Source organism: Micromonospora sp. NBC_00421 (genome assembly GCF_036017915.1).
Taxonomy (GTDB): Bacteria; Actinomycetota; Actinomycetes; order Mycobacteriales; family Micromonosporaceae; genus Micromonospora.
Genome location: NZ_CP107929.1, coordinates 4,062,609 through 4,087,901, shown reverse-complemented (window position 1 = coordinate 4,087,901; position 25,293 = coordinate 4,062,609). Strand labels below are relative to the sequence as shown.

21 protein-coding genes and 1 riboswitch are annotated in these 25,293 nt (G+C 74.4%); of the genes, 15 read left to right on the top strand and 6 right to left on the bottom strand.

What is annotated here, in order from left to right; all coding sequences use genetic code 11:
• Positions 1 to 59 precede the first annotated feature (59 nt).
• The 6 genes from OHQ87_RS16890 to OHQ87_RS16865 all read left to right on the top strand — a co-directional run bounded on the left by OHQ87_RS16890 (position 60) and on the right by OHQ87_RS16865 (position 6,946).
• On the top strand, positions 60 to 1,289 hold the full coding sequence (locus OHQ87_RS16890) for a winged helix-turn-helix domain-containing protein (protein ID WP_328338937.1): 1,230 nt from the start codon (positions 60 to 62) through the stop codon (positions 1,287 to 1,289).
• Positions 1,290 to 1,293: 4 nt separating this feature from the next.
• Entirely contained in the window at positions 1,294 to 1,875 is a 582-nt protein-coding gene (locus OHQ87_RS16885) for a DUF2752 domain-containing protein (protein WP_442930475.1), read from the top strand.
• 172 nt (positions 1,876 to 2,047) lie between these two features.
• Positions 2,048 to 2,791, top strand: a complete 744-nt coding sequence (gene thyX / locus OHQ87_RS16880) for an FAD-dependent thymidylate synthase (RefSeq protein WP_328348886.1) — start codon at positions 2,048 to 2,050, stop codon at positions 2,789 to 2,791.
• Positions 2,792 to 2,837: 46 nt separating this feature from the next.
• Complete coding sequence (gene dapA, locus OHQ87_RS16875) at positions 2,838 to 3,764, top strand: 4-hydroxy-tetrahydrodipicolinate synthase (protein WP_328338935.1); 927 nt, start codon at positions 2,838 to 2,840, stop codon at positions 3,762 to 3,764.
• 52 nt (positions 3,765 to 3,816) lie between these two features.
• Positions 3,817 to 5,505 carry a ribonuclease J gene (locus OHQ87_RS16870; protein ID WP_328338933.1) on the top strand — a complete coding sequence of 563 codons (1,689 nt, stop codon included), beginning with the start codon at positions 3,817 to 3,819 and terminating at the stop codon, positions 5,503 to 5,505.
• Positions 5,506 to 5,743: 238 nt separating this feature from the next.
• Positions 5,744 to 6,946, top strand: coding sequence for a S1 family peptidase (locus OHQ87_RS16865; RefSeq protein WP_328338932.1), 1,203 nt, complete (start codon positions 5,744 to 5,746; stop codon positions 6,944 to 6,946).
• A 148-nt stretch (positions 6,947 to 7,094) separates the two neighbouring features.
• On the opposite strand, the gene OHQ87_RS16860 is transcribed toward OHQ87_RS16865, so the two are convergent.
• Positions 7,095 to 8,684: a YbjN domain-containing protein gene (locus OHQ87_RS16860; RefSeq protein ID WP_328338931.1), complete on the bottom strand. Its 1,590-nt coding sequence runs from the start codon at positions 8,682 to 8,684 to the stop codon at positions 7,095 to 7,097.
• Positions 8,681 to 9,157 (bottom strand): YbjN domain-containing protein, encoded by a 477-nt coding sequence (locus OHQ87_RS16855; protein ID WP_328338929.1) that lies wholly within the window; start codon positions 9,155 to 9,157, stop codon positions 8,681 to 8,683. Before OHQ87_RS16855 ends, OHQ87_RS16860 begins: the two co-directional genes overlap by 4 nt.
• Positions 9,158 to 9,270: 113 nt before the next feature.
• Here OHQ87_RS16855 and OHQ87_RS16850 point away from each other — a divergent pair, with 113 nt between their 5' ends.
• On the top strand, positions 9,271 to 11,742 hold the full coding sequence (locus OHQ87_RS16850; RefSeq protein WP_328338928.1) for an FtsK/SpoIIIE family DNA translocase: 2,472 nt from the start codon (positions 9,271 to 9,273) through the stop codon (positions 11,740 to 11,742).
• Positions 11,743 to 11,931: 189 nt separating this feature from the next.
• On the opposite strand, the gene sugE is transcribed toward OHQ87_RS16850, so the two are convergent.
• Complete coding sequence (gene sugE / locus OHQ87_RS16845; protein ID WP_328338927.1) at positions 11,932 to 12,246, bottom strand: quaternary ammonium compound efflux SMR transporter SugE; 315 nt, start codon at positions 12,244 to 12,246, stop codon at positions 11,932 to 11,934.
• A 58-nt stretch (positions 12,247 to 12,304) separates the two neighbouring features.
• A riboswitch (guanidine-III (ykkC-III) riboswitch) is annotated at positions 12,305 to 12,374 on the bottom strand.
• Between the two features lie 147 nt (positions 12,375 to 12,521).
• Here sugE and OHQ87_RS16840 point away from each other — a divergent pair.
• The 7 genes from OHQ87_RS16840 (at position 12,522) to pspM (ending at position 18,934) form a co-directional block, all read left to right on the top strand.
• Positions 12,522 to 13,445 (top strand): ornithine cyclodeaminase family protein, encoded by a 924-nt coding sequence (locus tag OHQ87_RS16840; RefSeq protein ID WP_328338925.1) that lies wholly within the window; start codon positions 12,522 to 12,524, stop codon positions 13,443 to 13,445.
• Positions 13,446 to 13,544: 99 nt separating this feature from the next.
• A complete protein-coding gene (gene rimO, locus OHQ87_RS16835; protein WP_328338924.1) occupies positions 13,545 to 15,083 on the top strand; it encodes a 30S ribosomal protein S12 methylthiotransferase RimO in 1,539 nt (512 codons plus the stop codon).
• Positions 15,084 to 15,160: 77 nt separating this feature from the next.
• The gene (gene pgsA, locus OHQ87_RS16830) at positions 15,161 to 15,769 is read left to right on the top strand and encodes a CDP-diacylglycerol--glycerol-3-phosphate 3-phosphatidyltransferase (protein WP_328348885.1); all 609 of its coding nucleotides are present in this window, start codon (positions 15,161 to 15,163) and stop codon (positions 15,767 to 15,769) included.
• Between the two features lie 106 nt (positions 15,770 to 15,875).
• The gene (locus OHQ87_RS16825) at positions 15,876 to 16,451 is read left to right on the top strand and encodes a CinA family protein (protein ID WP_328338922.1); all 576 of its coding nucleotides are present in this window, start codon (positions 15,876 to 15,878) and stop codon (positions 16,449 to 16,451) included.
• 166 nt (positions 16,452 to 16,617) lie between these two features.
• Positions 16,618 to 17,061, top strand: a complete 444-nt coding sequence (locus OHQ87_RS16820) for a helix-turn-helix domain-containing protein (RefSeq protein WP_328338920.1) — start codon at positions 16,618 to 16,620, stop codon at positions 17,059 to 17,061.
• Positions 17,062 to 17,249: 188 nt separating this feature from the next.
• The gene (locus tag OHQ87_RS16815; RefSeq protein ID WP_328338918.1) at positions 17,250 to 18,122 is read left to right on the top strand and encodes a PspA/IM30 family protein; all 873 of its coding nucleotides are present in this window, start codon (positions 17,250 to 17,252) and stop codon (positions 18,120 to 18,122) included.
• A 23-nt stretch (positions 18,123 to 18,145) separates the two neighbouring features.
• On the top strand, positions 18,146 to 18,934 hold the full coding sequence (gene pspM, locus OHQ87_RS16810; protein ID WP_328338916.1) for a phage shock envelope stress response protein PspM: 789 nt from the start codon (positions 18,146 to 18,148) through the stop codon (positions 18,932 to 18,934).
• 38 nt (positions 18,935 to 18,972) lie between these two features.
• Here the strand turns inward: pspM and OHQ87_RS16805 are convergent, their stop codons facing one another.
• Both OHQ87_RS16805 and OHQ87_RS16800 read right to left on the bottom strand, forming a co-directional pair.
• Positions 18,973 to 22,668 (bottom strand): hypothetical protein, encoded by a 3,696-nt coding sequence (locus tag OHQ87_RS16805; protein ID WP_328338914.1) that lies wholly within the window; start codon positions 22,666 to 22,668, stop codon positions 18,973 to 18,975.
• Between the two features lie 138 nt (positions 22,669 to 22,806).
• The gene (locus OHQ87_RS16800; RefSeq protein WP_328338912.1) at positions 22,807 to 23,619 is read right to left on the bottom strand and encodes a DNA-formamidopyrimidine glycosylase family protein; all 813 of its coding nucleotides are present in this window, start codon (positions 23,617 to 23,619) and stop codon (positions 22,807 to 22,809) included.
• A gap of 109 nt (positions 23,620 to 23,728) precedes the next feature.
• On the opposite strand from OHQ87_RS16800, the gene OHQ87_RS16795 reads away from it, so the two are divergent.
• Positions 23,729 to 24,979, top strand: coding sequence for a hypothetical protein (locus tag OHQ87_RS16795; RefSeq protein ID WP_328338910.1), 1,251 nt, complete (start codon positions 23,729 to 23,731; stop codon positions 24,977 to 24,979).
• A gap of 38 nt (positions 24,980 to 25,017) precedes the next feature.
• Here OHQ87_RS16795 and OHQ87_RS16790 read toward each other — a convergent pair whose 3' ends face one another.
• Entirely contained in the window at positions 25,018 to 25,260 is a 243-nt protein-coding gene (locus OHQ87_RS16790; RefSeq protein ID WP_084261072.1) for a CPCC family cysteine-rich protein, read from the bottom strand.
• Positions 25,261 to 25,293: the final 33 nt, after the last annotated feature.

Here is a 25,293-nt window from a genome sequence, read left to right as displayed (position 1 = left end):
ACGGGCGGTCGGTCCAGCATCCGCTCCGGTGTCGTACCGCTGGTCTAGGGTCGTCGGCGATGGTCGCACCGGAACCGCTCTCGCTCGCCCAGGCCCGGCGGATGGCGCTCGCCGCCCAGGGCTTCGCCGACCCGGCGCCCGCCGGGGTGCCCACCCGCCGGCACCTGCGCCGGGTGCTCGACCGGGTCGGGCTGATCCAGATGGATTCGGTAAACGTGCTGCAACGCGCGCACTACCTGCCGCTCTACAGCCGGCTCGGGCCCTACCCGACGAGCCTGCTCGACACCGCCGCCTACCGCCGCCCCCGGGAGCTGTTCGAATACTGGGGGCACGAGGCGTCCCTGGTGCCGGTGGGGCGGCACGCGGCGCTGCGCTGGCGGATGGCCAAGGCCCGCGACGACGCCTGGGGCGGGATGCGGCGGATCGCCCAGGAGCAGCCCGAACTGGTCGCCTGGGTCCGCGACGAGGTGGCCGCGCGCGGGCCGCTGACCGCCGCCGAGATCGAGCACGACGCCCCCCGGGAGACCGGCAACTGGGGGTGGAACTGGTCGGCGGTGAAACGCGCGCTGGAGTTCCTGTTCTGGGCCGGTGAGGTCACCGCCGCCGACCGTACCCCCTCCTTCGCCCGCCGTTACGACCTGCCCGAGCGGGTGCTGCCGGCGGCAGTGCTCGACGCGCCCACGCCGACCGACGCCGAGGCGTACCGCACCCTGGTCGCGGTGGCGGCCCGGTCGCTCGGGGTGGCCGCCGAGCCGGAGCTGCGGGACTATTTCCGGCTTCCGCTGGCCGGTGCCCGGCAGGCGGTCGCCGAGCTGGTCGAGGCCGGTGAGCTGGTGCCGGTGGCGGTGCAGGGCTGGCGGCAGCCGGCCTGGCGGCACGTCGACGCCCGGCTGCCCCGCTGGGTCCGGGGCAACACCCTGGTCAGCCCGTTCGACCCGCTGGTCTGGGAACGGGCCCGCACCGAGCGGCTGTTCGGCTTCGGCTACCGGATCGAGATCTACGTGCCGGCCGCGCAGCGGGTGCACGGCTACTACGTGTTGCCGTTCCTCCAGGGGGAGCGCTTCACCGCCCGGGTCGACCTCAAGGCCGACCGCAAGGCCGGGGTGCTGCTGGTGCCGGCGGCCTGGCAGGAGCCCGGCGTCGACCCGGGGGAGACCGCTGTCGCGCTCGCCGCCGAGCTGCGCCGGCTCGCCGGCTGGCTCGGCCTGGGCGCGGTCGCCCCACCGGCCACCGGTGATCTGGCGGCCCCGTTGACCGCCGCGCTGCGGAGCCTCACCGGTGTACCGTGAGGCCGTGACGAGCGTTGACGGGCCGAGCCGACCGACCGGGCCGAGCAGTCCGGAGCAGGGCAGTCCGGAGCAGGGTGTCGACACGGTGCCGCCGGGGTCCTGGTCGGCCGGGCCGCCGGTGGTGTGGCAGCAGCCCGAGCCGGACCGCCTCACCCGCTTCGTGGTCCGGCTCTACGACCGTTCGCCACGCTGGGCGGTGCCGCTTGCCGCGCTCGGCTGCGTCGGTGCCGGAATGGCGTACGCGCTGGTCAGCGACCCGACCACGAGCGACCCGGACGCCGCACCGAGCTGTCTGCTCAAGCTGACCACCGGGCTGGACTGTCCGGGCTGCGGGGGCACCCGCGCGCTGTGGTACCTGCTGCACGCCGACCTGCCGGCCGCCGCCCGGCACCACTTCCTCTTCGTCTTCGCGGTGCCCTTCCTGGCCTATCTCTTCGTCGCCTGGGCCGGCCGGCAGGCGTTCGGTTGGCGGCTGCCCGAGCTGCGGCTCAGCTCCCCGGTGATCGGCGGGTTCCTCGCCGTCTGGCTCACCTTCTCGGTGCTGCGCAACCTGCCCTGGGCCCCGTTCACCGCCCTCTACGTCTGACCGGCCACAGCACCCGGCGGGCCGGTTGGAGCGACCCGGCGGGGTCGGGTGGGAGACATTGGCCACCCGCCGCCCGTCGGGAGCCGGGACTGTCCATGATCTCGCTGGTCAGGGCGGTGGCCCGGGTTTCCCCGCGGCCCGCCGGGCCACTAGAGTCGCAGGAATGCCGGAAATGGTGCAGCCCCAGGTGCAGCTGATCGCGTGGACGCAGTTCCAGGCCCCGAGTGACGTGCCGTGGTCGACCGATGCCGACGGCGGTCAGGCGCTCGCCGAGTTCGCCGGCCGGGCCTGCTACCAGAGCTGGAAGAAGCCGAACCCGGCGACCGCCACCAACGCCGGCTACCTGGCGCACATCCTGGAGGTCGGGCACCTGTCGGTGCTGGAGCACGGCACGGTGACCTTCTACTTCACCGGGGTGTCCCGCTCGTTCACCCACGAGCTGATCCGGCACCGGCACTTCTCCTACTCCCAGCTCTCCCAGCGGTACGTCCCGGAGCGGGACGCGGCGATGGTCGAGCCGGCGGTGATCGCCGACGACCCGGAGCTGCACAAGCGGTTCGTCGAGGCCGCCGAGGCGAGCGTCCAGGCGTACACCGAGCTGCTGGAGGGGCTGGAGCAGCGGTTCGCCGACGAGCCCAACCCGACGCTGCGCCGCAAGCAGGCCCGGCAGGCGGCCCGGGCGGTGCTGCCCAACGCCACCGAGACCCGGATCGTGGTCACCGGCAACTACCGCGCCTGGCGGCACTTCGTCGGGATGCGGGCCACCGAGGACGCCGACGTGGAGATCCGTGAGCTGGCCGTGGAGTGCCTGCGGCAGCTCCAGCGGGTGGCCCCGAACGTGTTCGCCGACTTCGTCGTCTCGACCCTGCCCGACGGCTCCGAGGTGGCGACCAGCCCGCACGCACAGCTGTCCTGAGCCCTTCCCCACCGGACGTCCGGTGCTCGTCCGCTAGGTTGTGAGCATGACGCACGACCACCCTGCCGTCCCCGACCGGGGCGTGTCCCGCCCATTCGGGCGACTGCTCACCGCGCTGGCGACCCCGTTCACCGCCGACGGATCCCTCGATCTCGACGGTGCGGCGCGGCTGGCGACATACCTCGTCGACGAGCAGGGCAACGACGCGCTGGTGGTCAACGGCACCACAGGCGAGTCGCCGACCACCACGGACGCGGAGAAGGAATCCCTGCTCCGGGTGGTGGTGGAGGCGATCGGCGACCGGGCTCAGGTGGTGGCCGGGGTCGGCACCAACGACACCCGGCACACCATCGAGCTGGCCGCCGCGGCGGAGAAGGCCGGCGTGCACGGCCTGCTGGTGGTGACGCCGTACTACAACAAGCCGCCGCAGCGCGGCCTGGAGCGGCACTTCACCGCGGTCGCCGACGGCACCGGCCTGCCGATCATGCTCTACGACGTGCCGCACCGCGCCGCGTTGGCGATCGAGACCGAGACGCTGGTGCGGCTCGCCGCGCACGAGCGGATCGTCGCGGTCAAGGACGCCAAGGGTGACCTGACCGCCACCAGTTGGGTGACCAGCCGCACCGACCTCGCCTTCTACAGCGGCGAGGACTCGCTCACCCTGCCCACCCTTGCGGTCGGCGGGGTCGGGCTGGTCGGCACCTCGACCCACTTCACCGGGGCGCTCGCCAAGCGGATGATCGAGGCGTACGACGCGGGGGACAGCGGTGCGGCGCTGACCCTGCACCGGCGGCTGCTGCCGCTGTTCACCGGGATCTTCCGCAGCCCGGGGACCATCCTGGTGAAGGCGGGCCTGAACGCGATGGGCCTGCCCGCCGGGCCGGTGCGTCCACCGTTGGTGGACGCCACCGACGACGAACTGGCCCTGCTGCGCGCCGACTGCGCGGCGGCGGGCCTGGACCTGCCCGAATGATCGAACGACACGACGGACGCCGGGTTACGGCGTCGCAGAATGAGGTGGACGCGTGACCGAGGCGCAATTCGAGGGTGAACTGCCCCCGCCACTGCCCGAGGGCGGCCTGCGGATCATCCCGCTCGGCGGACTCGGTGCCATCGGCCGGAACATGACCGTCTTCGAGTACGGCGGCAAGCTGCTGATCGTCGACTGCGGGGTGCTCTTCCCCGACGTCGAGCAGCCCGGCGTGGACCTGATCCTGCCCGACTTCGGGCCGATCCTGGACCGGCTGGCCGACGTGCAGGCGATCGTGCTGACCCACGGCCACGAGGACCACATCGGCGCGGTGCCGTATCTGCTCGCCCACAAGCCGGACATCCCCCTGGTCGGCTCACAGTTCACCCTCGCCCTGGTCGAGGCGAAGCTGGCCGAGCGGCGGATCCAGCCCTACACGCTGACCGTGCGGGAGGGCGGCCGGGAGCGGCTGGGCCCGTTCGAGTGCGAGTTCTTCGCGGTCAACCACTCGATCCCGGACGCGCTCGCGGTGGCCATCCGTACCCCGGCCGGGCTGGTGCTGCACACCGGCGACTTCAAGATGGACCAGCTCCCGCTGGACGGCCGGATCACCGACCTGGCCGGCTTCGCCCGGCTCGGCGCCGAAGGTGTCGACCTGCTCCTGTCGGACTCCACCAACGCCGAGATCCCCGGCTTCGTCACCCCCGAGCGGGAGATCGGGCCGGTGCTCGACTCGATCTTCGCGAAGGCGAAGGGGCGGATCATCGTCGCCTCGTTCGCCTCGCACGTGCACCGGGTGCAGCAGGTCTTCGACTCGGCGCTGGAGCACGGCCGCAAGGTGGCGTTGATCGGCCGGTCGATGGTCCGCAACATGGGCATCGCCCGAGACCTCGGCCTGCTCAACATCCCGGCCGGTCTGGTGATCGGGATCGAGGAGGCCACCACCCTGCCGCCCGACCAGATCGTGCTGATGTCGACCGGTTCGCAGGGCGAGCCGATGAGCGCGCTGGGCCGGATGGCCAGCGGCGACCACCGGCACATCACCATCGCCCCCGGTGACACCGTCGTGCTCGCCTCGTCGCTGGTCCCCGGCAACGAGACCTCGGTCTACCGGGTGATCAACAGGTTGGCCCGGGCCGGCGCGGTGGTGGTGCACAAGGACGTGGCCAAGGTGCACGTCTCCGGGCACGCCCCCGCCGGTGAACTGCTCTACCTGCTCAACGTCGTCCGGCCGAGCAACCTGATGCCGGTGCACGGCGAGTGGCGGCACCTGCGGGCGCACGCCCGGCTCGGCATCGAGTCCGGCGTCGCCCCGGACCGGGTGGTGATCTGCGAGGACGGCGACGTCGTCGACCTGGTGGAGGGCCGGGCCAGCGTGGTCGGGCACGTCAAGAGCCGGTACGTCTACGTCGACGGCCTGGCCGTGGGCGACGTCAGCGAGTCGCTGCTCACCGAGCGGCGGATCCTCGGCGACGGCGGCTTCATCGCCACCACCGTGGTGGTCGACTCGGTCACCGGCAAGGTGGTCGCCGGCCCGACCCTGTCGGCGAAGGGCTTCTCCGAGGACCCGGCCGCGTTCAACCCGGTGATCCCGCTGGTCACCGAGGCGCTGAACCGGGCCGCCGCGGACGGCATCACCGACCCCCACCAGCTCCAGCAGATCGTCAGGCGCACCGTGGGGCGCTGGGTGAACGACGCGTACCGCCGCCGTCCGATGATCGTCCCGACCGTCGTCGAGGTCTGATCGGGCCCTCCCACAGGCAGTTCCGGGCCGGCCACCGTCGTCACGACGGTGGCCGGCCCGTTTCTCGGGCCCGACTGGCGGGCCGCTCAGCGGTGGCGCAGGGTGGCCCCGATCAGGGGACGGGTGACCGGGGGGACACGTTCCGTCGATAAGTGGAGAACTCCTCAACCGATCGGTGGCCGTCTCCGTACCTCCGTCCGGCGGGCGTACCTCGCGTCGGCCGGGAGGAGCATGGCGGATGGACCGCAGACGGATGACAGCGATCGGCGTCGTGCTGGCGGCGGCGGGACTGACGGCGGCGGTGACCCTGCCGTCGTTCGCCGGCGAGCAGAGCGCGCCGAAGGCCGGTGGGACCGACGCCGGGGCGACCGGCGGGGTGGCCCCCGAGGTGGTGGACGCGCTCAGCCGCGACCTGCGGATCAGCCGGGACCAGGCGGTCCGGCGGCTGACCGCCGAGCAGCAGGCCACCGGGAGGCTGGCCCGGCTGCGGGCCACGCTCGGCAACGACTACGGCGGCGCCTGGCTCAGCGGCGACGGGTCCACCCTCAACGTCGCGGTCGCCGACCCCGCCCAGGCGGACCGGGTCCGGGCCGCCGGTGCGGTGCCCAAGCCTGTCGACCGCGCGGTCGGCGAGTTGGACGCGGTGAAGAGCCGGCTCGACTCGGTGGGACGGCAGGCGTCCCCGGCCATCGCCGGCTGGTACGTCGACGTCGCCACCAACTCGGTGGTGGTGCTCGCCCAGCCGGGTGCCGAGGGGCGGGCCCGCCGGTGGGCGGCGAGCAGCGGTGCCCCGGCCGGGGCGGTGCGGATCACCACCTCCCGGGAGCAGCCGCGTCCGCTGTTCGACCTGGTCGGCGGAGACCCGTTCTTCATCAACGACGTGGGACGCTGCTCGATCGGTTTCTCCGTGGTCGGCGGGTTCGTCACCGCCGGGCACTGTGGTCGGGCCGGCGACCGGACCACCGGCTTCAACCAGGCCGAGCAGGGCGTCTTCGCGGCGTCGTCGTTCCCCGGCGACGACTGGGCGTTCGTGCGGACCAACGCGCAGTGGACCCCGCAGGGGGTGGTGAGCGACTTCAACGGTGGCGTGGTGCCGGTCAACGGCTCCACCGAGGTGCTGGCCGGCACGTCGATCTGCCGCTCCGGCTCCACCACCGGTGCCCGCTGCGGTGTCGTCCAGGCCAGGAACACCACGGTGAACTATCCGGAGGGGACGGTCACCGGGCTGACCCGTACCGACGTCTGCGCCGAACCGGGCGACTCCGGCGGCTCGTGGATCTCCGGCGACCAGGCGCAGGGCGTCACCTCCGGCGGTTCCGGCGACTGCACCGTCGGCGGCATCACCTTCTTCCAGCCGGTCAACGAGATCCTCGAACGCAACGACCTGACCCTGGTCACCGCCGACGGCGGCCAGCAGGAGACCCGGCGCAGCCGACGGTAACCATCCCGTCGCCGGCGCACACCGGTACCGCGGCCCCCGACCCCACCGCCCGGTGGTCGGGGGCCGCTCCGCGTCCCGACCCCGTCGGTCCCGCGCCGGCCGGCTCAGGGCGGGCCGGCTCAGGTATGGCGGCTCAGGGCGGGCCGGCTCAGGGCAGGGCGGCGACCGCCCCGGCGTACGCGACGCCGGTGGTCACCGCCGCGTCGACCAGGATGCCGAGCTGTGTCGGGGCCACCCCGTGGGCCAGGTCGGTGGTGACCTCGCCGGCCAGCACCAGCTCACCACCGGGCAACTCGTGCACGTACGCCTTGGGCAGCAGCCGGTCGTGGTTCCAGGCGTTGCAGAACTCGTACGCCTCGGCGAGCCGTCCCGCCGGCAGCCGCCGGGCCGCCACCACCCGGGCGTGCAGGATCTCCCCGTGCCGGCCCCGCAGCCGGAACTGGATCACCGCCTCGTCCCAGCGGCCGACCACCACCCCACCGGCGTCCACCGCATACAGGTCGCCCCGGGTGTCCAGCACTGCGGTGAGCTGCGCCAGGCTCAGCGGGGCCGGCTCCTCGGCCGAGGGCAGGAAGGGTTCGTCGTCCGGTTCGTCGACGCTCTCCTGCGCCGGCAGCGGCACCGGGTCGCCGGTCGGCCGCTCGGCCAGCCAGGCGGCGATCCGGCCGGCGTGGTGCCCGGTGCCGTTGCGCGCGTCGAAGCTGCCCGCCAGCCGGGTGGCCTGCGTCATCAGGTCGGTGCCGAGGGCCGCCACGTCCAGCTCGGCGGCGGGCCGGTCGGCGTGGCCGGGGCGGCGCACCCGGCGACCGTCCCGCCCGGACTCGACGGCCAACGCGCAGACCAGCGCCCCGGCGGCGGCGAACTCCATCGCCGACAGGTCGTCGTACGGGTGGTCCAGCCGGGGCAGCTGCTCGGCGAGGATGTCCAGCGCCCGGTCCGGGTGCCCGGCCAACGCGCAGAACCGCAACTGCGCGGCCAGGTACGGCAACGCCCGCCGGTGCCGCCGGTACGCCCGCAGGTGCGCCACCCCGGCCTGCTCGGCCGCCCCGGTACGCAGCCACGGCAGCAGCCCCACCGCGAGGGCCCGTTCCGGCTGGTCGGTGCAGTCGATCAGGGCGTCGAGCGCGGGTCGCAGGGCGTCCAGCGCGGCCCGGTCGTCCCCCCAACCGGCAAGCAGTTCGGCCCGGCGTACCGCCAGACAGCCGGGGCAGCCGGCCTCCGGATCCTCGTCGGCGACCGTCCAGCGGGCGTACCACTGCCGGGCGGTGGGCTCGTCACCCAGGTGGTCGGCGAGCCGGCAGCGGAGCTGGGCGACCACTGCGGCGTCCTCGCCGACCCGGCGGGCCAGCGCGTCGAGCAGCGCGTGGGTCTGGTCGAGCCCGATCCGGGGGGTGCCGATCGCGGCGTCCACCGAGTGCCGCAGGTGCCGCCGCAGCAGCTCCGCGTCGCCGGGACGGGCGTCGAGCAGGCCGGGGGACCTGTCGACAGCGGCCAGCAGACGGCGTACCGGCTCGACGATCCGCCACCGCCCACCGTGCCGCAGGTACGCCGCCACCAGCGCGAACCTGGCGTCCAGGGCGGAGTGCGGGTCGCCGAGCGCGTCGGCGCGGGCGGCGATCCGGTCGAGTTCGGCCAGCCGGGCCTCCCCGTCGGGCAGGTCCGCGGCGTCGGCGAGCGCAGCCGCCAGGCCGGGATCACGATGGGCGGCCGGCCCACCCGGGCGGAACCCGGCGGTCATCCGGGCGTCCCGCCGGGCAGCATGCCGACGGCGGCGGCGAGCTGGCAGCCGTTGGTGATGCCACAGTCGAGCAACTGGTCGAGCTGGTGCGGGGTGACCCCGCGCTCCAGGTCGGCGATCACCTCACCGCAGACCCGGGCCCGTCCGTCGTCGTCGACGTGTACGAACGCCTTGGGCCAGAACCGGTCGCGGTTCCACGAGTTGCAGAAGGCGTACAGCGCCGGCACGTGTTCGATGCCGAAGGTCGGTGCCGCGAGGGTGCGGACCTGGAGCAGCTCGCCGAGGGTGCCCTGGCGCAGGAACCAGATCAGGCTGTCGTCCCAGCGGCCGACGAGGTCACCGTCGTCGTCGGTGACCACCGCGTACCCCCGATTGCCCAGCACGGCGGCGACCAGCTCGGTGGTCAGCGGGCGCAGAGCCTGCGGGTGACCCGCCAGGGGGTCCGGACGGTCCGCGAAAGCAGGCGACGCCATCGGGCATCCCTTCTGAGGCGAATAACACGTCTGCGGGCGTGGTCCGTGCTGCGACGCGCGGACACGACCCGGAAAAGCGGCGATCTGCCGGGTCACGCCGTTACGGTGACTCTATGGCGGGCCGTACCTCTCAGGCGAGCCGGCGACGCGGCGCGTCGCCGCGCGGTACCACGAACAGTCGTGCCCGTCAGCCGGCGAAGAAGACCACCCGGGCGGCGCCCCGGCGACGGCCGGCGACCCGGCCCGCTCCTGCGGCGTACGTCGGTCGCGCGGTCGGCGCACTGTGGATGGGGCTGGCGCACGGGGTCGGCTGGGGGTTCCGGGCCGCCGGTCGGCAGGCCGCCTCCGCCCGGGACCTGGACCCGGAGCACCGCCGCGACGGTGCCGGGCTGCTGCTGTTCGGCCTGGCCATCCTCAGCGCGGTGGGCATCTGGTTCTCCGGCGCCGGCCCGCTCGGCGCGCGCCTCGCCGACACCGTACGGCTCTTCCTGGGCGCGATCGCGGTCGTGGTGCCGGTGCTGCTGATGATCGGCGCCTGGCGGTTGATGCGTACCCCGGGCGACCCGGAGCACCGGGGAAGGGGCCTGGTCGGCTGGGGTTCCATGCTGGTCGCCACGGCGGCGATGCTGCACATCGGGCAGAACCCGGTCGACCCGGTGCAGCGCGACTACGCCGGTGGCCTGGTCGGCGCGGGGATCGGCGACCTGCTGGAGCGGGCGGTGACCGCCTGGGTGGCCATGCCGCTGCTGATCCTGCTGCTCGTCTTCGGGCTGCTGGTGGTGACCGCCACCCCGATCAACAAGATCCCGGAGCGGCTCGGCCTGCTCGCCGGCACGCTCGTCGCCCCGCCCGACGCCCGGGAGGAGCCGGACGCGGAGTCGACTGAGGTCGCTCCGAAGCCGGCCCGCCGCCGGCCCGCCCGCAAGGCCGCGCCCCCGCCGCCCGACCCGGACGACTTCGACGACGTCGGCCCGGAGGTCGACCTCCAGGAGACCATCGTGCTGCCCCGCCGGCCGGCGAGCCGGGTGCCGGCCAGCCGCAAGCCGGCGGAGCCGCCGGAGCACTCCGCGCCGCCCACCCGGGCCGAGCAGCTCGCGCTGACCGGGCTGGCCGGCGACTACGTCCTGCCGCCGGCGAACATGCTCACCGGCGGCGCGGCCCCGAAGACCCGCAGCAAGGCCAACGACGAGGTGATCGCCGCGCTGACCGGCGTCTTCGACCAGTTCGGGGTGGACGCGGAGGTCACCGGCTTCACCCGGGGCCCGACCGTCACCCGCTACGAGGTCGAGCTGGGGCACGGGGTCAAGGTCGAGCGGATCACCCAGCTCTCCCGCAACATCGCGTACGCGGTGAAGTCGCCGGACGTGCGGATCCTCAGCCCCATCCCGGGCAAGAGCGCGGTCGGGGTGGAGATCCCCAACACCGACCCGGAGAACGTCGCCCTCGGTGACGTGCTGCGCTCCCGGGCCGCCACCAGCGACCACCACCCGATGGTGGTGGCCCTCGGCAAGGACATCGAGGGCGGCTTCGTGGTGGCCAATCTCGCGAAGATGCCTCACATTCTCATCGCGGGGGCCACCGGCGCCGGGAAATCGAGCTGCCTCAATACGCTGCTGGTGTCGATCCTGACCCGGGCCACGCCGGACGAGGTGCGGCTGCTGCTGATCGACCCCAAGCGGGTCGAGATGACCGGGTATGAGGGCATCCCGCACCTGGTCACCCCGATCGTGACCAACCCCAAGAAGGCGGCCGACTCGCTGGAGTGGGTCGTTCGCGAGATGGACATGCGCTACGACGACCTCGCCGCCAACGGGGTCCGGCACGTCGACGACTTCAACCGCAAGGTGCGCAACGGCGAGATCAAGGCCCCGCCGGGCAGCGAGCGGGAGATGCGGCCGTACCCGTACCTGCTGGTGATCGTGGACGAGCTGGCGGACCTGATGATGGTCGCCCCGCGCGACGTGGAGGACTCGGTCGTCCGGATCACCCAGCTGGCCCGCGCCGCCGGCATCCACCTGGTGCTGGCCACCCAGCGGCCGAGCGTCGACGTGGTGACCGGCCTGATCAAGGCGAACGTGCCGTCCCGGCTGGCGTTCGCCACCTCGTCGCTTGCCGACTCCCGGGTCATCCTCGACCAGCCGGGCGCGGAGAAGTTGCTCGGCCGGGGCGACGGGCTGTTCCTGCCGATGGGCGCGTCGAAGCCGGTCCGCATCCAGGGCGCCTGGGTGACCGAGCGCGAGATCGCCGACGTGGTGAAGTTCTGCAAGGACCAGCGGGAGCCGGAGTTCCGCACCGACGTGCTGGCCCCGGCGCAGGACAGCAAGAAGAAGATCGACGAGGACATCGGCGACGACCTGAACCTGCTGGTGCAGGCGGTCGAGTTGGTGGTCACCTCGCAGTTCGGCTCGACCTCGATGCTCCAGCGCAAGCTGCGGGTCGGCTTCGCCAAGGCGGGCCGGCTGATGGACCTGATGGAGACCAGGGGGGTGGTCGGCCCGTCCGAGGGTTCCAAGGCCCGTGACGTGCTGGTCAAGCCGGACGAACTGGAAGAGGTGCTGGACGGCCTGCGCGGCGACGTCGACTGAGCCGGGGCGGGTGCCGGGGCCACCACATGAGCACTGGGCCGGCGGCGCACCGACCGGATCGGGCGCGGCCCGGGAGGACCGGTCGGCGTGGGCCGTGCTGCGGCACGCGCAGACGCTCGGCCCTGACCCGTCGACCGGTCCCTAGCAGCCGGCCCGGCAGCTCACCGGGAGGCCGGGCACGGCACCGGCTCAGTGGAAGAGTTTGAGGCCGACCACGCCGGCCACCACCAGCACCAGGCTGAGCAGCCGGGGCAGGCTCGCCGACTCGCCCAGCGCGACCATGCCCACCACTGCGGTGCCGACCGCCCCGATGCCGACCCAGACCGCGTAGCCGGTGCCGACGGGGATGTCGCGCAGCGCGTACGCCAGGCCGGCCATGCTGGCGATCAGGGTGACCGCGAATACGGCCGAGGGCAGCGGCCGGGTGAATCCGGCGCTGCGTTCGAGGGAGACCGCCCACGCGGTCTCCAGGAGTCCGGAGAGCACCAGCACTATCCAGGCCATCGGGCATCACCTCGGAGGTCGGTCCCGGGCCGGGCCGGCCGGGGACGAGTCGGGTAGGCACGGGGCGTCTTGGCCTGACCGGGTACGCCCACGACTCGTCCGGGGTGGCTGCGGGCTCGGCAGGAACCGCAACCCTGCGGGGTCGGCAGGAGCCGCGGCACCGCCCTGCCCGCACGGCCACCACGACCGACGCTAGCACCGCACGGAGACCGGTAGCGGTGATCCTCCCCACCAGACCTTGAGCTGAAGTCAAGGTGAGGTTGCAGCATGAGGACATGACGCTGCTCTTCGACGACCGGCAGGTCGCCGCCGCCCTGGACGCGCCGACCACCGTCGCGGCGATGCGGGACGCCCTGCTGGCCGCCCACGCCGGCCGGCTCGTCGCCCCGCCCCGGGCCTCCGCACCGCTGGCCGGCGGGCGGATGGTGCTCACCGCCGGGCAGCTCACCGCCGAGTGGTACGGCTTCCGCTCCTACGACACCCTCGGCCACTCGGCCGGCGAGCAGCTGGTGGTGCTGCACGACGCCCGCACCGGGGCGGTCCGGGCGATCGCCGTCGGTGCGGAGCTGGGCTCCCGGCGTACCGGCGGGCTGGGCGCGGTGGCGGTCGACGCCCTGGCCCGCCCGGACGCGACCACCCTGGGGGTGATCGGCTCGGGCGGGCAGGCGTGGACCCAGGTCTGGGCGACCGCCGCCGTCCGGCCGCTGCGGGAGGTGACCGTGCACAGCCGCTCGGCGGCCCGCCGGGAGTCCTTCGCCGCCCGGGTCCGCGCCGAACTGGGCGTACCGGCCCGCGCCGTCGGCTCGGCCGCCGAGGCGGTCCGCGACCGGGACGTGGTGGTGCTCGCCACCACGAGCGTCACCCCGGTGCTGGCCGCCGCCGACCTCGCCCCGGGCACCCACGTCAACGCCGTCGGCTTCAAGCAGGTCCACCGGCACGAGTTCGGCACCGACCTGCTCGACGCCGCCGACCTGCTGGTCACCGATTCACCGGCCCAGGCGGCGGCGTACGACCCGCCGCTGTTGACCGCCGTCGGGCCGTACCCGGGGAGGTTGCGCGACCTGGGGGCGGTGCTGGCCGGCGCAGTCCCGGGGCGGACCGGCGCGGACCAGGTGTCGGTGTTCTGCTCCACCGGACTCGCCGGCACCGAGGTCGCCCTGCTGGACCGGCTGGTCCGGGTGGGTGCGGCGGCGCTCTGACCGTCGCCCGCGCCCGATCCGCGACGGCGGGGGAGGGTGAACCGGCCGACACCGCACGCCGCCGTTGGTCGGGCCCGCCCCCGCGCCCGGTACCCTCGGATGGTGTCTGCCACCCCCACGCCCGACAACGCCGGCCCGTCCCGCCGTGACCCGGCACCGCCGCCCACCGACGGCCGCCGGGTCGCCCTGCTGACCCTGGGCTGCGCCCGCAACGAGGTCGACTCTGAGGAGTTGGCCGCCCGGCTGCACGCCGACGGCTGGCAGGTCACCACCGACGGTGAGGGCGCCGACGTGGTGGTCGTCAACACCTGCGGTTTCGTGGAGAAGGCCAAGCAGGACTCGATCCAGACCCTGCTCGCCGCCGCCGACACCGGGGCCAAGGTGGTGGCCGCCGGCTGCATGGCCGAGCGGTACGGCCGGGAGTTGGCCGCGAGCCTTCCCGAGGCGCAGGCGGTGCTCAGCTTCGACGACTATCCCGACATCGCCGCCCGGCTGGGCGCGGTGCTGGCCGGCGAGACGGTCGACGCGCACACCCCCCGGGACCGTCGCGAGCTGCTGCCGCTCACCCCGGTCAACCGGCGCGAGTCGGCGGTGTCGCTGCCCGGCCACGGCACCCCCACCCGGGCGACGATGGAGACCGACGCGCACACCCCGGCGCACCTGCGGCAGGTGCTGCGTCGCCGGCTCGACACCGGCCCGGTGGCCTCGCTGAAGCTGGCAAGCGGCTGCGACCGGCGGTGCGCGTTCTGTGCGATCCCCGCGTTCCGGGGGGCGTTCGTCTCGCGTACCCCCGACGAGCTGCTCGCCGAGGCGGAGTGGCTGGCCAAGACCGGCGTCCGCGAGCTGGTGCTGGTCAGCGAGAACTCGACGTCGTACGGCAAGGACCTGGGCGACCCGAGGGCGCTGGAGAAGCTGCTGCCCCAGCTCGCCGCGATCGACGGCATCGTCCGGGTGCGGGCCAGCTACCTCCAGCCCGCCGAGACCCGTCCCGGCCTGGTCGAGGCGATCGCCACCACCCCCGGTGTGGCCCCCTATTTCGACCTGTCGTTCCAGCACTCCAGTGAGCCGGTGCTGCGTCGGATGCGCCGGTTCGGCTCCACCGACCGGTTCCTGGAGCTGCTGGCCAGCGCCCGCGCCCTGGCCCCGACGGCGGGCGCGCGGAGCAACTTCATCGTCGGTTTCCCGGGCGAGACCAAGCAGGACGTGGCCGAGCTGGTCCGCTTTCTCACCGAGGCGCGGCTCGACGCGATAGGCGTGTTCGACTACAGCGACGAGGACGGCACCGAGGCCGCCGGCCTGCCCGGCAAGCTCTCCGCCGCCACCGTCAAGCGCCGTTACGACCGGCTCGCCGCGCTCGCCGACGAGCTGTGCTCGCAGCGGGCCGAGGAGCGGCTCGGCAGCACCGTCGAGGTGCTTGTCGACACGGTCGACGACGGCGTGGTGGAGGGCCGGGCGGCACACCAGGCCCCCGAGGTGGACGGCTCGACCACCCTGGTCGCCCCGGCCGGTGGCGGGGTCGACCTGACCGCGCTGCGCCCAGGCGACCTGGTCCGGGCCACGGTCACCGCGACCGAGGGCGTCGACCTGGTGGCCGTGCCGGATGAGATGATCTCGGCGGCGCCCGGCGCGGAACGGTGACGGTGGGCCCGGACGGAGCGGGGGAGCCAGGTGGGGCGGTGCCAGGCGGGCCACGGCGACCGGAGCGGGGCGCGGCGGTGACCGGGGCGGCGGAGTCCGCGCCGCCGGTGGCCCGGGTGCCGGTGCTCAATGCGGCCAACGGCCTGACCCTGCTGCGGCTGGTGCTGGTGCCCGTCTTCGCGGCCTCGGTGGTCACCTCCGGGATGACCCACACCGGGTGGCGGATAGCCGCCTGCCTGATCTTCGCGTTCGCCTCGATGACCGACCTGGTGGACGGGTGGATCGCCCGCCGGTTCGGCCTGGTCACCTCGGTCGGCAAGGTGGCCGACCCGATCGCCGACAAGGCGCTCACCGGTGCGGCCCTGGTGCTGCTCTCCGTCTACGACCGGCTGCCCTGGTGGGTGACGGTGCTGATCCTCGTCCGGGAACTGGGCATCACCGGGCTGCGGTTCTGGGTGATCCGGCACGGGGTGATCGCCGCCAGCCGGGGCGGCAAGCTCAAGACGGCGCTCCAGATCCTGGCCATCGCCTGGTACCTGTGGCCGATGCCGGCCGCCCTCGCCACCGTCGGCCCCTGGATCATGGCCGCCGCCGTGCTGGTCACCGTGGTCACCGGCTTCGACTACGTGGCCCAGGCCCTCCGCCTGCGCCGCCCCCGCCCCGGGGACGCCGGCCGCAGCGACTGACGGGCCCACCGCGGCGACCGGCCCGACCGACCGACCGGCCCGACCGACCGGCCCGACCCGCTTCGGGAAAATGCGTAGCGGGGTCACCCGGGGGAAGGAGGACGGCATGGGGACCGATGCGAAGCACGAGCGACCCGTGGGCAGCCCGGCTGCGGGCGTGGTGCACAGCCTGCACGAGCGACAGCAGACCCTGGCCACCGTCGAGTCCCTGACCGGAGGGCTGCTGGCCGCCGCGATCGTGGGGATCGCCGGGGTCAGCTCCGTCTACCGGGGTGGCCTGGTGACCTACGCCACCGAGCTGAAGGCGCGGCTGGCCGACGTACCCGAGGAGTTGCTTGCCGAACGCGGACCCGTCGATCCGGACGTGGCCATCGCCCTCGCGGAGGGCGGCCGGCGGCGGTGCGACGCCGACTGGGGGTTGGCCACCACCGGGGTGGCCGGTCCCGAGCCGCAGGACGGCAGACCGGTCGGTCTGGTCTATGTCGCGGTGGCCGGGCCGGGCGGCCCGGTGGTCCGTCGGCTCGACCTCGACGGGGGCCGGGACCACATCCGGGCGGCCACGGTGATCGAGGCGTTACGCCTGCTCGCGGCGCGGATCCACAGGGCCTTCCCGGAGGCCGGGCCAGCCTCGGTACCGGGGTCGCCGACCACCGTCCCGCCGGCCGGCGCGGGCCGGCGCTGACCGGCCTTGTCCAGATCCGACAGGCGGGGTGGGATGTCGCCGGGCCGGCCAACGGGTACGGTTGCGGGAAGGCTCCGGCGTACGGCGTCGGCGGCGGCGCGGTCCACCGCGTCCGACGCGGGCGATCGTCCGCGCGGAGAGTGAATCCCGTTCAGGGGGAGGTGCGATGGTCCTGCTACGCCGGGTGATCGGTGACGCACTTCGCGCGCGACGCCAGGGTCAGCACCGCACCCTGCGCGAGGTCTCCACCGCCGCCAACGTCAGCCTCGGCTACCTGTCCGAGATCGAGCGCGGCCAGAAGGAACCCTCCAGCGAGCTGCTCGCCGCCATCTGTGACGCGCTCGGTGCCCGCCTGTCGGAGCTGCTGCGGGAGGTGAGCGACACCGTCGCACTCGCCGAGCAGTTGCCGGGTGTGCTCCTGCCGGTGCAGGACGAGCCGGCCGCCGCCGGGCCCGCCGGCGCCGTGCGCAAGGCCACCGGCCGGGGTGTGCGCCAGGTGACCACCGACGGCGCGGTTGCCGTCTCGGTCCGCCAGGACTCCCCGCTGAAGGCCACCCTGCGCAGCGCCCGGGTCCGTCCCAGCGACCGCGACGTGGTCTGCGCCGCCTGACCGCCGTCCGTCCCCGTGGCCGGGCTGGCCGACGCCGCGTAGTGTTGATCGCAGGCCGCCGGGGCACCTCCCGCGGTACGAACGGCCCTGCTGGCGTCCGGCTGCGACGATGGGGGCGCGCCGTGCGGCCCGTCCGGCCCCCCGGTGTGGCCGAGGCGCAGCGACGCTACTGAGGGGATACCGCGGAGATGGCGAACCCGTTCGTCAAGGGCTGGCACTACCTGATGGCGCTCTTCGGTGCCAAGATCGACGAGCACGCCGATCCGAAGGTGCAGATCCAGCAGGCCATCGAGGAGGCGCAGCGCCAGCACCAGGCGCTGGTCCAGCAGGCGGCGGCGGTGATCGGCAACCAGCGTCAGCTGGAGATGAAGCTCTCCCGGCAGATGACCGAGGTCGAGCGGCTCCAGGGCAACGCCCGGCAGGCGCTGGTCCTCGCCGACCAGTCCCGGGCCAAGGGCGACGAGGCCGAGGCCGGTCGCTACGAGCAGTCGGCCCAGGTGCTCGCCACCCAGCTGGTCTCCGCCGAGCAGGCCACCGAAGACCTCAAGACCCTGCACGACCAGGCGCTCGGTGCCGCCGCCCAGGCCCGCCGCGCGGTCGAGAACAACTCCATGATCCTCCAGCAGAAGCTCGCCGAGCGCACCAAGTTGCTCAGCCAGCTCGAGCAGGCCAAGATGCAGGAGAGCGTGGCCCGTTCGCTGGAGTCGATGTCCTCGCTGACCGCGCCCACCAACACCCCCTCCCTGGACGAGGTGCGCGACCGCGTCGAACGCCGTTACGCCAACGCGATGGGTCGGGCCGAACTGGCCGGCAACTCCGTCGAGGGGCGGATGCTGGAGATCCAGAAGTCGACCCTGGACAGCGCCGGCTCGTCCCGGCTGGAGCAGATCCGGGCCAGCATGGCCGGTGACCAGCTCGGCGGTCGGCAGGAGCAGCCGGCGGCGCAGCAGCAGGGCCAGCCGGCAGCTCCGGCGTCCGACCCGGCCGCCGCCGCCCGACTGGACGAGATCCGGGCCAGCATGAGCCGCGACCGCGGCGTGGGGGACACCACCGCCAGCTGAACGGCCGGCACGAGGAGGTACGGGTGGCCGACGAGCGAACGCGACACTTCCGTCGACTGGACCGGCTGCGGCGTTCCGCGCGCCGGTGGAGCGTACTGGCGGGTGGGCTCACCGGTGCGACGGCCGTGCTGACCCCGTACGCCGGGCTGGGGTTGGCCGATGCGGCCTGGGCCGGCGCGGCGGGCAGCGCCGTCGCGCTGGCCGCCTGGCGCTGGGTCGACCTGCGGGCGCTCGCCGCCCGCCCGGCCCCGCCCGCCCTCGATCCGGCCGAGGCCGCCGCCCGGTCCCGGGCCCGGCTGGTCGCCGCCGTCGAACGACTACCGGTCGGCCCCGGGGTGCTGGCCGAGGCCCGCCGGTTCCGCTCCAGGTTGGCGTTGCGCGGTACCTCCGCCGCCGAGTCGTGGGCCCGGCTGGACCGGGCCGCGCTCACCCTGGCCGGGATCGCGCCCCGGCTGACCGGTCTGGCCGAGCCGGCGGTGCTGGAGGCCGCCGCCGCCGACTGCTCGCTGCGGGACCTGGCCGACCGGACGGCCGGCGTGGAACGGGCCCTGCGGCTCGCCCCGCCGGAGGCCCGGCCCCGGCTCGCCGAGGCCCACCGGGCCCTGCTCGACCAGCTGGTCACCGGGGTGACCGCCTACGAGGGGCTGGTCGTCGCCGCCGCCGGCTACGTGGCCGAGGACGCCCACCCGGAGGTCGTCGCCGACCCGGCCGCCGCCCGGCTGATGGAGGCGACCGACCTGCTGCACGGCGTCGCCTCCGCCCTGGCCGAGCTGCGCACCGTCGGCGATCCCCTGCGCGCCCCCGCCCGGTGAGTTCCGCCGGGTCGGCCGGCACCCCGCCCCGCTGACCCTCAGCACGGCGTGCTGATCGGCAGCGGGGCGGTCCAGGGGGAGCTGCCCACCACGTTGACCGAGCGGACCCGGTAGTGGTAGGTGACGCCCCGGGCCAGCCCGGTGTTGGTGAAGCTCCGGCCGGTGACGGTGAAGCCGGCCAGTTCCCGGCCGAACTGCGGGTCCACCGCACGCTGCACCACGAACCCGGCCCCCGGGCCGGGCGGCAGCCTCGCCGCCCAGGTCAACGACACCGTCGCGGTGTCCGGCGCGGGGACGCCGACAGTCGCGGCGAGGCCGGTCGGCACCTCCGGCACGGGCGGGGTGGTCACCGTCGCCACCGTCGACCACGGTGACGCCGCACCGAGGTACGTGGTCCGGACCCGGTAGTAGTACGTGGTGTCCGGGGCGATCGCCGTATCGAGATGGCGGTCGGCCACCGGGACGGCGGTGGTGCCCGGACCGCTGGTGAAGGTCGGGTTGGTGGCCCGCTGCACGTCGAGACCGGTGGCGAAGGAGCGGTTCGTCCAGCGCAACGCCACCCGCAGGGGTGCCGCGGGCGGCACCGTCGCGGCCAGCCCGCTCGGCGCGGGCAGGCGTACCGACGCCGGGCTGCTGTTCGACCAGGTCGAGCAGCCGGCGGCGTTCTCGGCCCGGATCCGGTAGTGGTAGGTGACGCCCGGGGTGATCGTGGCGTCGGTGTAGCGGGTCGCCGTCGCCGCCACGGTGATGGCGGTCAGTCCGGTGCCGAAGCCGGCGTCGGTGGCCCGCTGGAGCAGGTGGCTGGTGGCCGCAGGCCGGCTGCCGTTGCCCGTCCAGGCGAGCGCGATCGCCGGCAGCGCGGTCGCCGAGCCGGGCACCGGGGTCGCGGTCAGCCCGGTCGGCGCGCGGGGCGAGACCCGTAGCACCAGCGGTCGACTCATGCCCAGGTCCCGCAGCCCCGCCGCAGCACTGGACCAGCGGAACTCCCAGCCCAGGTTGACCTGTTGGTTGACCACCGCCGCAGGCCGGCCGTCGCACGGGCTGACCGGGGTGGTGTCGAGCCGTACCCCGGCGGGTCGGGTCGGGTCGAGCAGCCGGAGGCTGTCGGCGACCTTGAACGGCAGCGGCGGCACCTCGGGTCGCAGGGCCACCACGACGTCCTCGGCCGGGTTGACCCGGACGGTCTGCTTCCAGCCCGACTCGCCGCCGTCCGGGGCGCGGACCGTGCCGTCCCCGCCGATCCGGTTGACCACCTGCACGTCGCAGCCGTCGAAGCGGACCGGGTGGGTCTGCCGGCCGGTGCCGCGGATCCGCCACAGCTGGATGCCGTCGGCGGGCCCGCCCGCCCCGGCCGTCGGGTCGGCCGCGACGAGGATCTCGGTCGCCGGGTCGACCGGGCCGAGCGGCAGGGTGGCCGGGCCGAGCGGCCCGGCGTTCGGGTGGGGCACGCCGAGCCGGCCGGCCCGCCGCCCGTACTCCGGCTCGAAGACCGTGCCGACTGTCTTCACCTGGACCGGCAGGGTGACCGGTCCGGTGCCGCCGGGCGGGGTGAAGGTGACCGAGGTGGCGTACGCGGGGGCGACCACACCCCGGGCGGTGGTGGTGCCGAACGCCCGGTCGTACTCCGGTTGCGGCACGATCGGCGGGCGCTGGCTGGCCGCGTACGCGACGGGCAGCCGGTCGGCCAGCCGGTCCAGGTCGTACCGGGGGCCGGGGGTGCCTGTCACCCGGAACTGGAGCAGGGTACGGGTGTTCGGTCCGTACCCGGGCAGGGTGGCCGGGCCACCGCCCTCGGCGCGCTGGTCCGGGGCGTCGGTGTGCCTGTCGTAGCGGGGGTCGGAGCCGGGCAGCGGGGCCGGGCAGTCGTTGTAGAGCAGCACCGTCGCGCCGGGCGGCAGGGTGGCGAAGTCCACGACCACGTCGGCGCGTTCGCCCGGGGCGAGCAGCAGTGCGGCGGAGTCCACGTTGAGCACTGTCGGGTCGCGGCGGTCGTACCGGTAGCCGACCGGGCGGTTCGGCACCACCACCGGGGCGGGGAGCAACCCGCACTCGTTGCCGATCTGGATCATGGGCGGGCCGGCGGCGGCCGGATCGGGCACCCCACCGTCGCGGCCGTCGGTGGGCCAGTCCGCCGGCCGGCCGGGGGCGCGCACGGCGTCCACCATCGGCACCTCGCCGGCGTCGGCGTCGGCGAGACTCCCGTCGGCCCGCCACATCGGCCCGTCCGAGCGGGCCCGGTAGAGCTGGAGGTTGAGGGCCCGGTCGGCGCAACCGTTGACGATCCGGAACCGGTACGCCGTCGGCCGCACCCGCAGGTACGGGTAGGCGACCCCGTTGACCAGCATGGTGTCCCCGTACGCCTCGGGCACGGCGCTGGGGTGCGGTACCCCGGGGGCCTGCGGGGGTTCCTGCGGCGCGGCCACCGGATCGTGGTGCGGGTTGTCCACCGGGCCGACCCGGGGCTCGTCCCGCCCCTCCCCGCCGGGCAGCCACGGGCCGTAGTCCCAGCGCCCGGTGGGGTTGCGCCCGCTGTCCCGGTACGGGTCCTGCCGGGGCTGGTAGACGTGCGGGTGCCACAGGTTGCCCCGGGCACCCCAGCGCTCCCGGTCCCAGGTGGGATCCTCGGCGGCGAGCTGGGCGTCGTCGGGGACGAAGGTCCGGTCCTGGATCACCAGGGGGAGCTGGTCGGCGGGGAGCACCCCGTCGGCGGTCAGCTCCTCCTCGGCCGGGTCGGTGAGCAGGTAGAGGGCGAGCTGACCGGACAGCACGGTCAACCGGGACAGCCCGAGGGTGTTGTCCTGCAGGCACATCAGCCGGCCGCTCTGCGCGTTCGGGTAGTACAGCGTGGTGGCGCCCGCCCCCGGTGGCGGCATGTCCGGCACGTGGACCAGGCCCGGCCCGGTCGGGTACGGGGTGATCTCCCCGGCCGGGGCCACCCACTGCCACGGGTTGCCGGCGCTGATCCAGCCGGTGTGCGCGCCGGACAACTGGGGCACGGCCCGGTTCTGCGGATAGGGCGCCTGTCCCTCCAGGGGCCCCGCTCCGGCCCCCTGCAGGCCGGTGTCCACCGGGAGGAACAGGTCCCCGGCCGGACCGGTGGGGAGCTGGTTGATGAACTTGACCCGCACCGGCCGTCCCCGCCGCGCCATGATCAGGGGCCCGAGGTGGTAGGCCCGCTCCGGTGGCGCGACGGTGTTGTGTCCGTCCGGGTCGGTACCCAGGTTGAGCTGGCGGTAGCCGCGCAGCCGGGTGGTGGGCAGGTCCCGGTGCAGTCGCTGGGTGTACTCGGACAGCCCGATCTCGTAGTAGTCGCAGCCCGGCCAGCTGACCGTGTCCGGGGTGGCGATCGGCAGGTACCCGCCCAACTCGGTGCGGCCCGACGGACCGGGCAGGGGGAGCGCGTCGACGAACTTGCGCAGGCCGGTGCCGGTGACCACCCGGCCCTGCGAATCGCGCACCGGCAGCGGACTGCCGGCGAAGTTGGGCACCGGGCCGAAACAGCGCGGCACGGCGGCCGGGTCGAGGCTCGCCGGGGCGGGACCATCGGGTTCGCCGCTGCGGGCCGTCGGCACGGCGGGGCGGTCGGTGCGGACGACCCGGGTCGTCCAGTGGGGGCGCAGTCTACGGAACAGGGCCATGGCTCTCCCCGGGCACGGGGACGCGCCGACCCCCACCCCGGCGTGGTGGGCGGTCGCGTCCGGTGGTGACGAACGGTGAGCACTCCACCGCAGCATGCAACCTGGACGGCCGGATAGGAATTACCCATTCGTCCGTGTCTGCCGTGTCGTCCCGCTACGCGGGAGGGTGCGGCGGGGCGACCGGGCCCGTGCCGGCCGTCCGGTCGCGGGCCTGGTGACCCGCCGGCCCCGGGGTCAGCGGGGCCCGGCGGGCGGCGGCTGGCAGGTCGGGCACCAGTAGGTGACCCGTTCGCCCAGCTCCTCCTTGCCGATGGCGGTGCCGCAGCGGCGGCACGGCTGGGCCCGCCGGCCGTAGACGTAGCTGGTCTGCCCCCTGCGTAGCGAGCCGGTGGTGCTCTGGGTCCACCGGCCCCGGTTGGCGGCGAGCAGCCGCTGGGCCAGGGCCACCGTGCCGGGCAGGTCGGGCACCGCGCCGACCGGCGTCCACGGGGAGAGCCCGCGCAGGAACAGCAGCTCGCACTTGTAGAGGTTGCCCACCCCGGCCAGGTTGCGCTGGTCCAGCAGCGCCTCGCCGATGGTCGTCCCGGGCGCGGCGGCGAGCCGGCGGACCGCCTCGGCCGGATCCCAGTCCGGGCCGAGCAGGTCGGGGCCGAGGTGCCCGAGCAGGCCCTCCTCCTCGACGGTGGGCAGTAGGGCCAGCTCGTGCAGGTGGTAACCGACCGCCACCGCCTCCGGGCTGCGCAGCACCACCCGGATCAGGTGTGCCGGCCGGGCCGTCCAGCGTTCCCCCGGGACATACGCCCGCCAGGCACCGTCCATCCGCAGGTGGGAGTGGAGCGTCCAGTCGGCGGTCGGGGTCGCCTGGGGTGGTGCGGTCAGCCGGAGCAGCAGGTGTTTGCCCCGGCTGACCGACTCGCGCACCGTCCAGCCGGACAGGTCGGTGGTGGCGAGCGCGGGCACCCGGAAGTCGCTGCCGGTGAGCCGGGTGCCGGCGAGCGCCCGGTGCAGGACGCGGGCGGTGTTCCAGACGGTGTCTCCTTCGGGCACCCCGACATCCTCCCTCGGCCGAACAGAATTCGCATGTGTCGCTATTTGTTAGGGTGCTTCCCGCCGATCTATGAAAAATGGACTATTAGGGGGTTCTGAGGAGAACCTTATGGCCATCGGCTCCTGTCGTACCCCGTCGTCCCTGCTTGTCTGCCTGCTGACCGTGACCCTGGCCGGTGGTCTCACCCCGGCCACCGCGACCGCCGCACCCCGCGCCCCCGCCCTGCCCGCCGTCGGCGAGCGCTGGTCGCTCGACCTGGCCGTCGGTGGCGGTGACGACGTCAACGTCCGGTTCGGTGCCGGCCGGCTGCGCCTGGCCGACGCCCACCCGACCCGGCGCAACCGGCCCGCCGCGCTGGGCGCGCCGGTGGCCGAGGGGGCGCTGCTCGCCCCCGCGCGGACCCTCGCCGGCCCGGCCAACCGGCTCCGCGCCGAGCTCACCGCCGAGGCGTCCACCGGTGCCGCCGTCGGCGTCCAGGTGCGGGGCTGGCAGGCCGCCGGCTGGACCGAGTGGCAGGAGGCCGGCACCGCGCCGGCCGTCTTCGACCGACCGGTCACCCGGGTCCAGGCCCGGGTGCTGCTCACCACCCGGGACCCGAAGGCCACTGCCTCGGTACGCGCGGTCCAGCTCACCGCCGACACCACCGCCGCCCCGACGCCCGCCCCCACCGCCGTACGCAGCTACCGGGTCTTCGCCACCCGGGAGGGCGAGGTCGGCGGGGTGACCGCCAACGGCCGCACCATCCAACCCCGGGACCACTTCGTCGCGCTGCCGTCCCGGCGCGGGCTCTCCCCGCTCAACAGCGGCGACTACACCGTGCGGGTCTGCACCACCAGCGGCAGCCGCTGCGAGTACGCGCCGGTCTGGGACGTCGGCCCGTGGAACACCCGTGACGACTACTGGAACCCCGCCGCCGTCCGGGAGAACTGGAAGGGCCTGCCGCAGGGGCTACCCGAGGCGCAGGCCGCCTACCAGTACGGCTACCACGGCGGCCGGGACCAGTTCGGGCGTACCGTGCTCAACCCGGCCGGCATCGACCTCGCCGACGGCACCTTCTGGGACGGCCTGCTGTTGACCGACAACGCCTGGGTCGACGTGACGTACCTGTGGACCGGCACCGGCCCGCGCGGCGTGATCGGCTCCGGGCCGCTCAACATCCGCACCGGCCCCGGCACCGCGTACCCCAGCCGGGGGCTCGCCGCCACGTACGCCCACGTGCCGATCCAGTGCTACGTCAGCGGGCAGACGGTGGTCGGGACGTACCGGACCACCAACCGGTGGAACCGGCTGGCCGGCGGCCAGTACGTCAGCCACGCCTACGTGTCCACCGTGTACGGCGGCACCGTGTCACCCTGCTGACCGGTGCGCCGCCGGCGACCCGACGCCGTCGGGACCGTTCAGGGCCGCTCGTCCGGGCGGGGCGGACGGACCATGTCCTGGTAGCGGGGATGACTGGCGCCGTACACGGCGAAGTTCAGCCGGGCGTGGGTGAGACTCAGCTCACCGTTCGCCCCGCCCCGCACCACGTCGGCATCGGCGTCACCCTGGCCGTCATCGGTCCAGAAGCAGACCGGACAGGTGCCCCCACCCGTCCGCGACGCACAACAGGGACAGCCCACCGGAACCCACACTTCACCCACCGCAGCAGCATTCCACACCGGACGTCGGGCAGG

What these genes read in the sequence shown, in the direction of transcription:
- OHQ87_RS16890 (WP_328338937.1), top strand. Translation starts at nt 60, where the DNA reads ATGGTCGCACCGGAACCGCTCTCGCTCGCCCAGGCCCGGCGGATGGCG.
- thyX (WP_328348886.1), top strand. Translation starts at nt 2,048, where the DNA reads ATGGTGCAGCCCCAGGTGCAGCTGATCGCGTGGACGCAGTTCCAGGCC.
- dapA (WP_328338935.1), top strand. Translation starts at nt 2,838, where the DNA reads ATGACGCACGACCACCCTGCCGTCCCCGACCGGGGCGTGTCCCGCCCA.
- OHQ87_RS16865 (WP_328338932.1), top strand. Translation starts at nt 5,744, where the DNA reads ATGGACCGCAGACGGATGACAGCGATCGGCGTCGTGCTGGCGGCGGCG.
- OHQ87_RS16860 (WP_328338931.1), bottom strand. Translation starts at nt 8,684, where the DNA reads ATGACCGCCGGGTTCCGCCCGGGTGGGCCGGCCGCCCATCGTGATCCC.
- OHQ87_RS16855 (WP_328338929.1), bottom strand. Translation starts at nt 9,157, where the DNA reads ATGGCGTCGCCTGCTTTCGCGGACCGTCCGGACCCCCTGGCGGGTCAC.
- OHQ87_RS16850 (WP_328338928.1), top strand. Translation starts at nt 9,271, where the DNA reads ATGGCGGGCCGTACCTCTCAGGCGAGCCGGCGACGCGGCGCGTCGCCG.
- sugE (WP_328338927.1), bottom strand. Translation starts at nt 12,246, where the DNA reads ATGGCCTGGATAGTGCTGGTGCTCTCCGGACTCCTGGAGACCGCGTGG.
- OHQ87_RS16840 (WP_328338925.1), top strand. Translation starts at nt 12,522, where the DNA reads ATGACGCTGCTCTTCGACGACCGGCAGGTCGCCGCCGCCCTGGACGCG.
- rimO (WP_328338924.1), top strand. Translation starts at nt 13,545, where the DNA reads ATGGTGTCTGCCACCCCCACGCCCGACAACGCCGGCCCGTCCCGCCGT.
- OHQ87_RS16825 (WP_328338922.1), top strand. Translation starts at nt 15,876, where the DNA reads ATGGGGACCGATGCGAAGCACGAGCGACCCGTGGGCAGCCCGGCTGCG.
- OHQ87_RS16820 (WP_328338920.1), top strand. Translation starts at nt 16,618, where the DNA reads ATGGTCCTGCTACGCCGGGTGATCGGTGACGCACTTCGCGCGCGACGC.
- OHQ87_RS16815 (WP_328338918.1), top strand. Translation starts at nt 17,250, where the DNA reads ATGGCGAACCCGTTCGTCAAGGGCTGGCACTACCTGATGGCGCTCTTC.
- OHQ87_RS16805 (WP_328338914.1), bottom strand. Translation starts at nt 22,668, where the DNA reads ATGCTGCGGTGGAGTGCTCACCGTTCGTCACCACCGGACGCGACCGCC.
- OHQ87_RS16795 (WP_328338910.1), top strand. Translation starts at nt 23,729, where the DNA reads ATGGCCATCGGCTCCTGTCGTACCCCGTCGTCCCTGCTTGTCTGCCTG.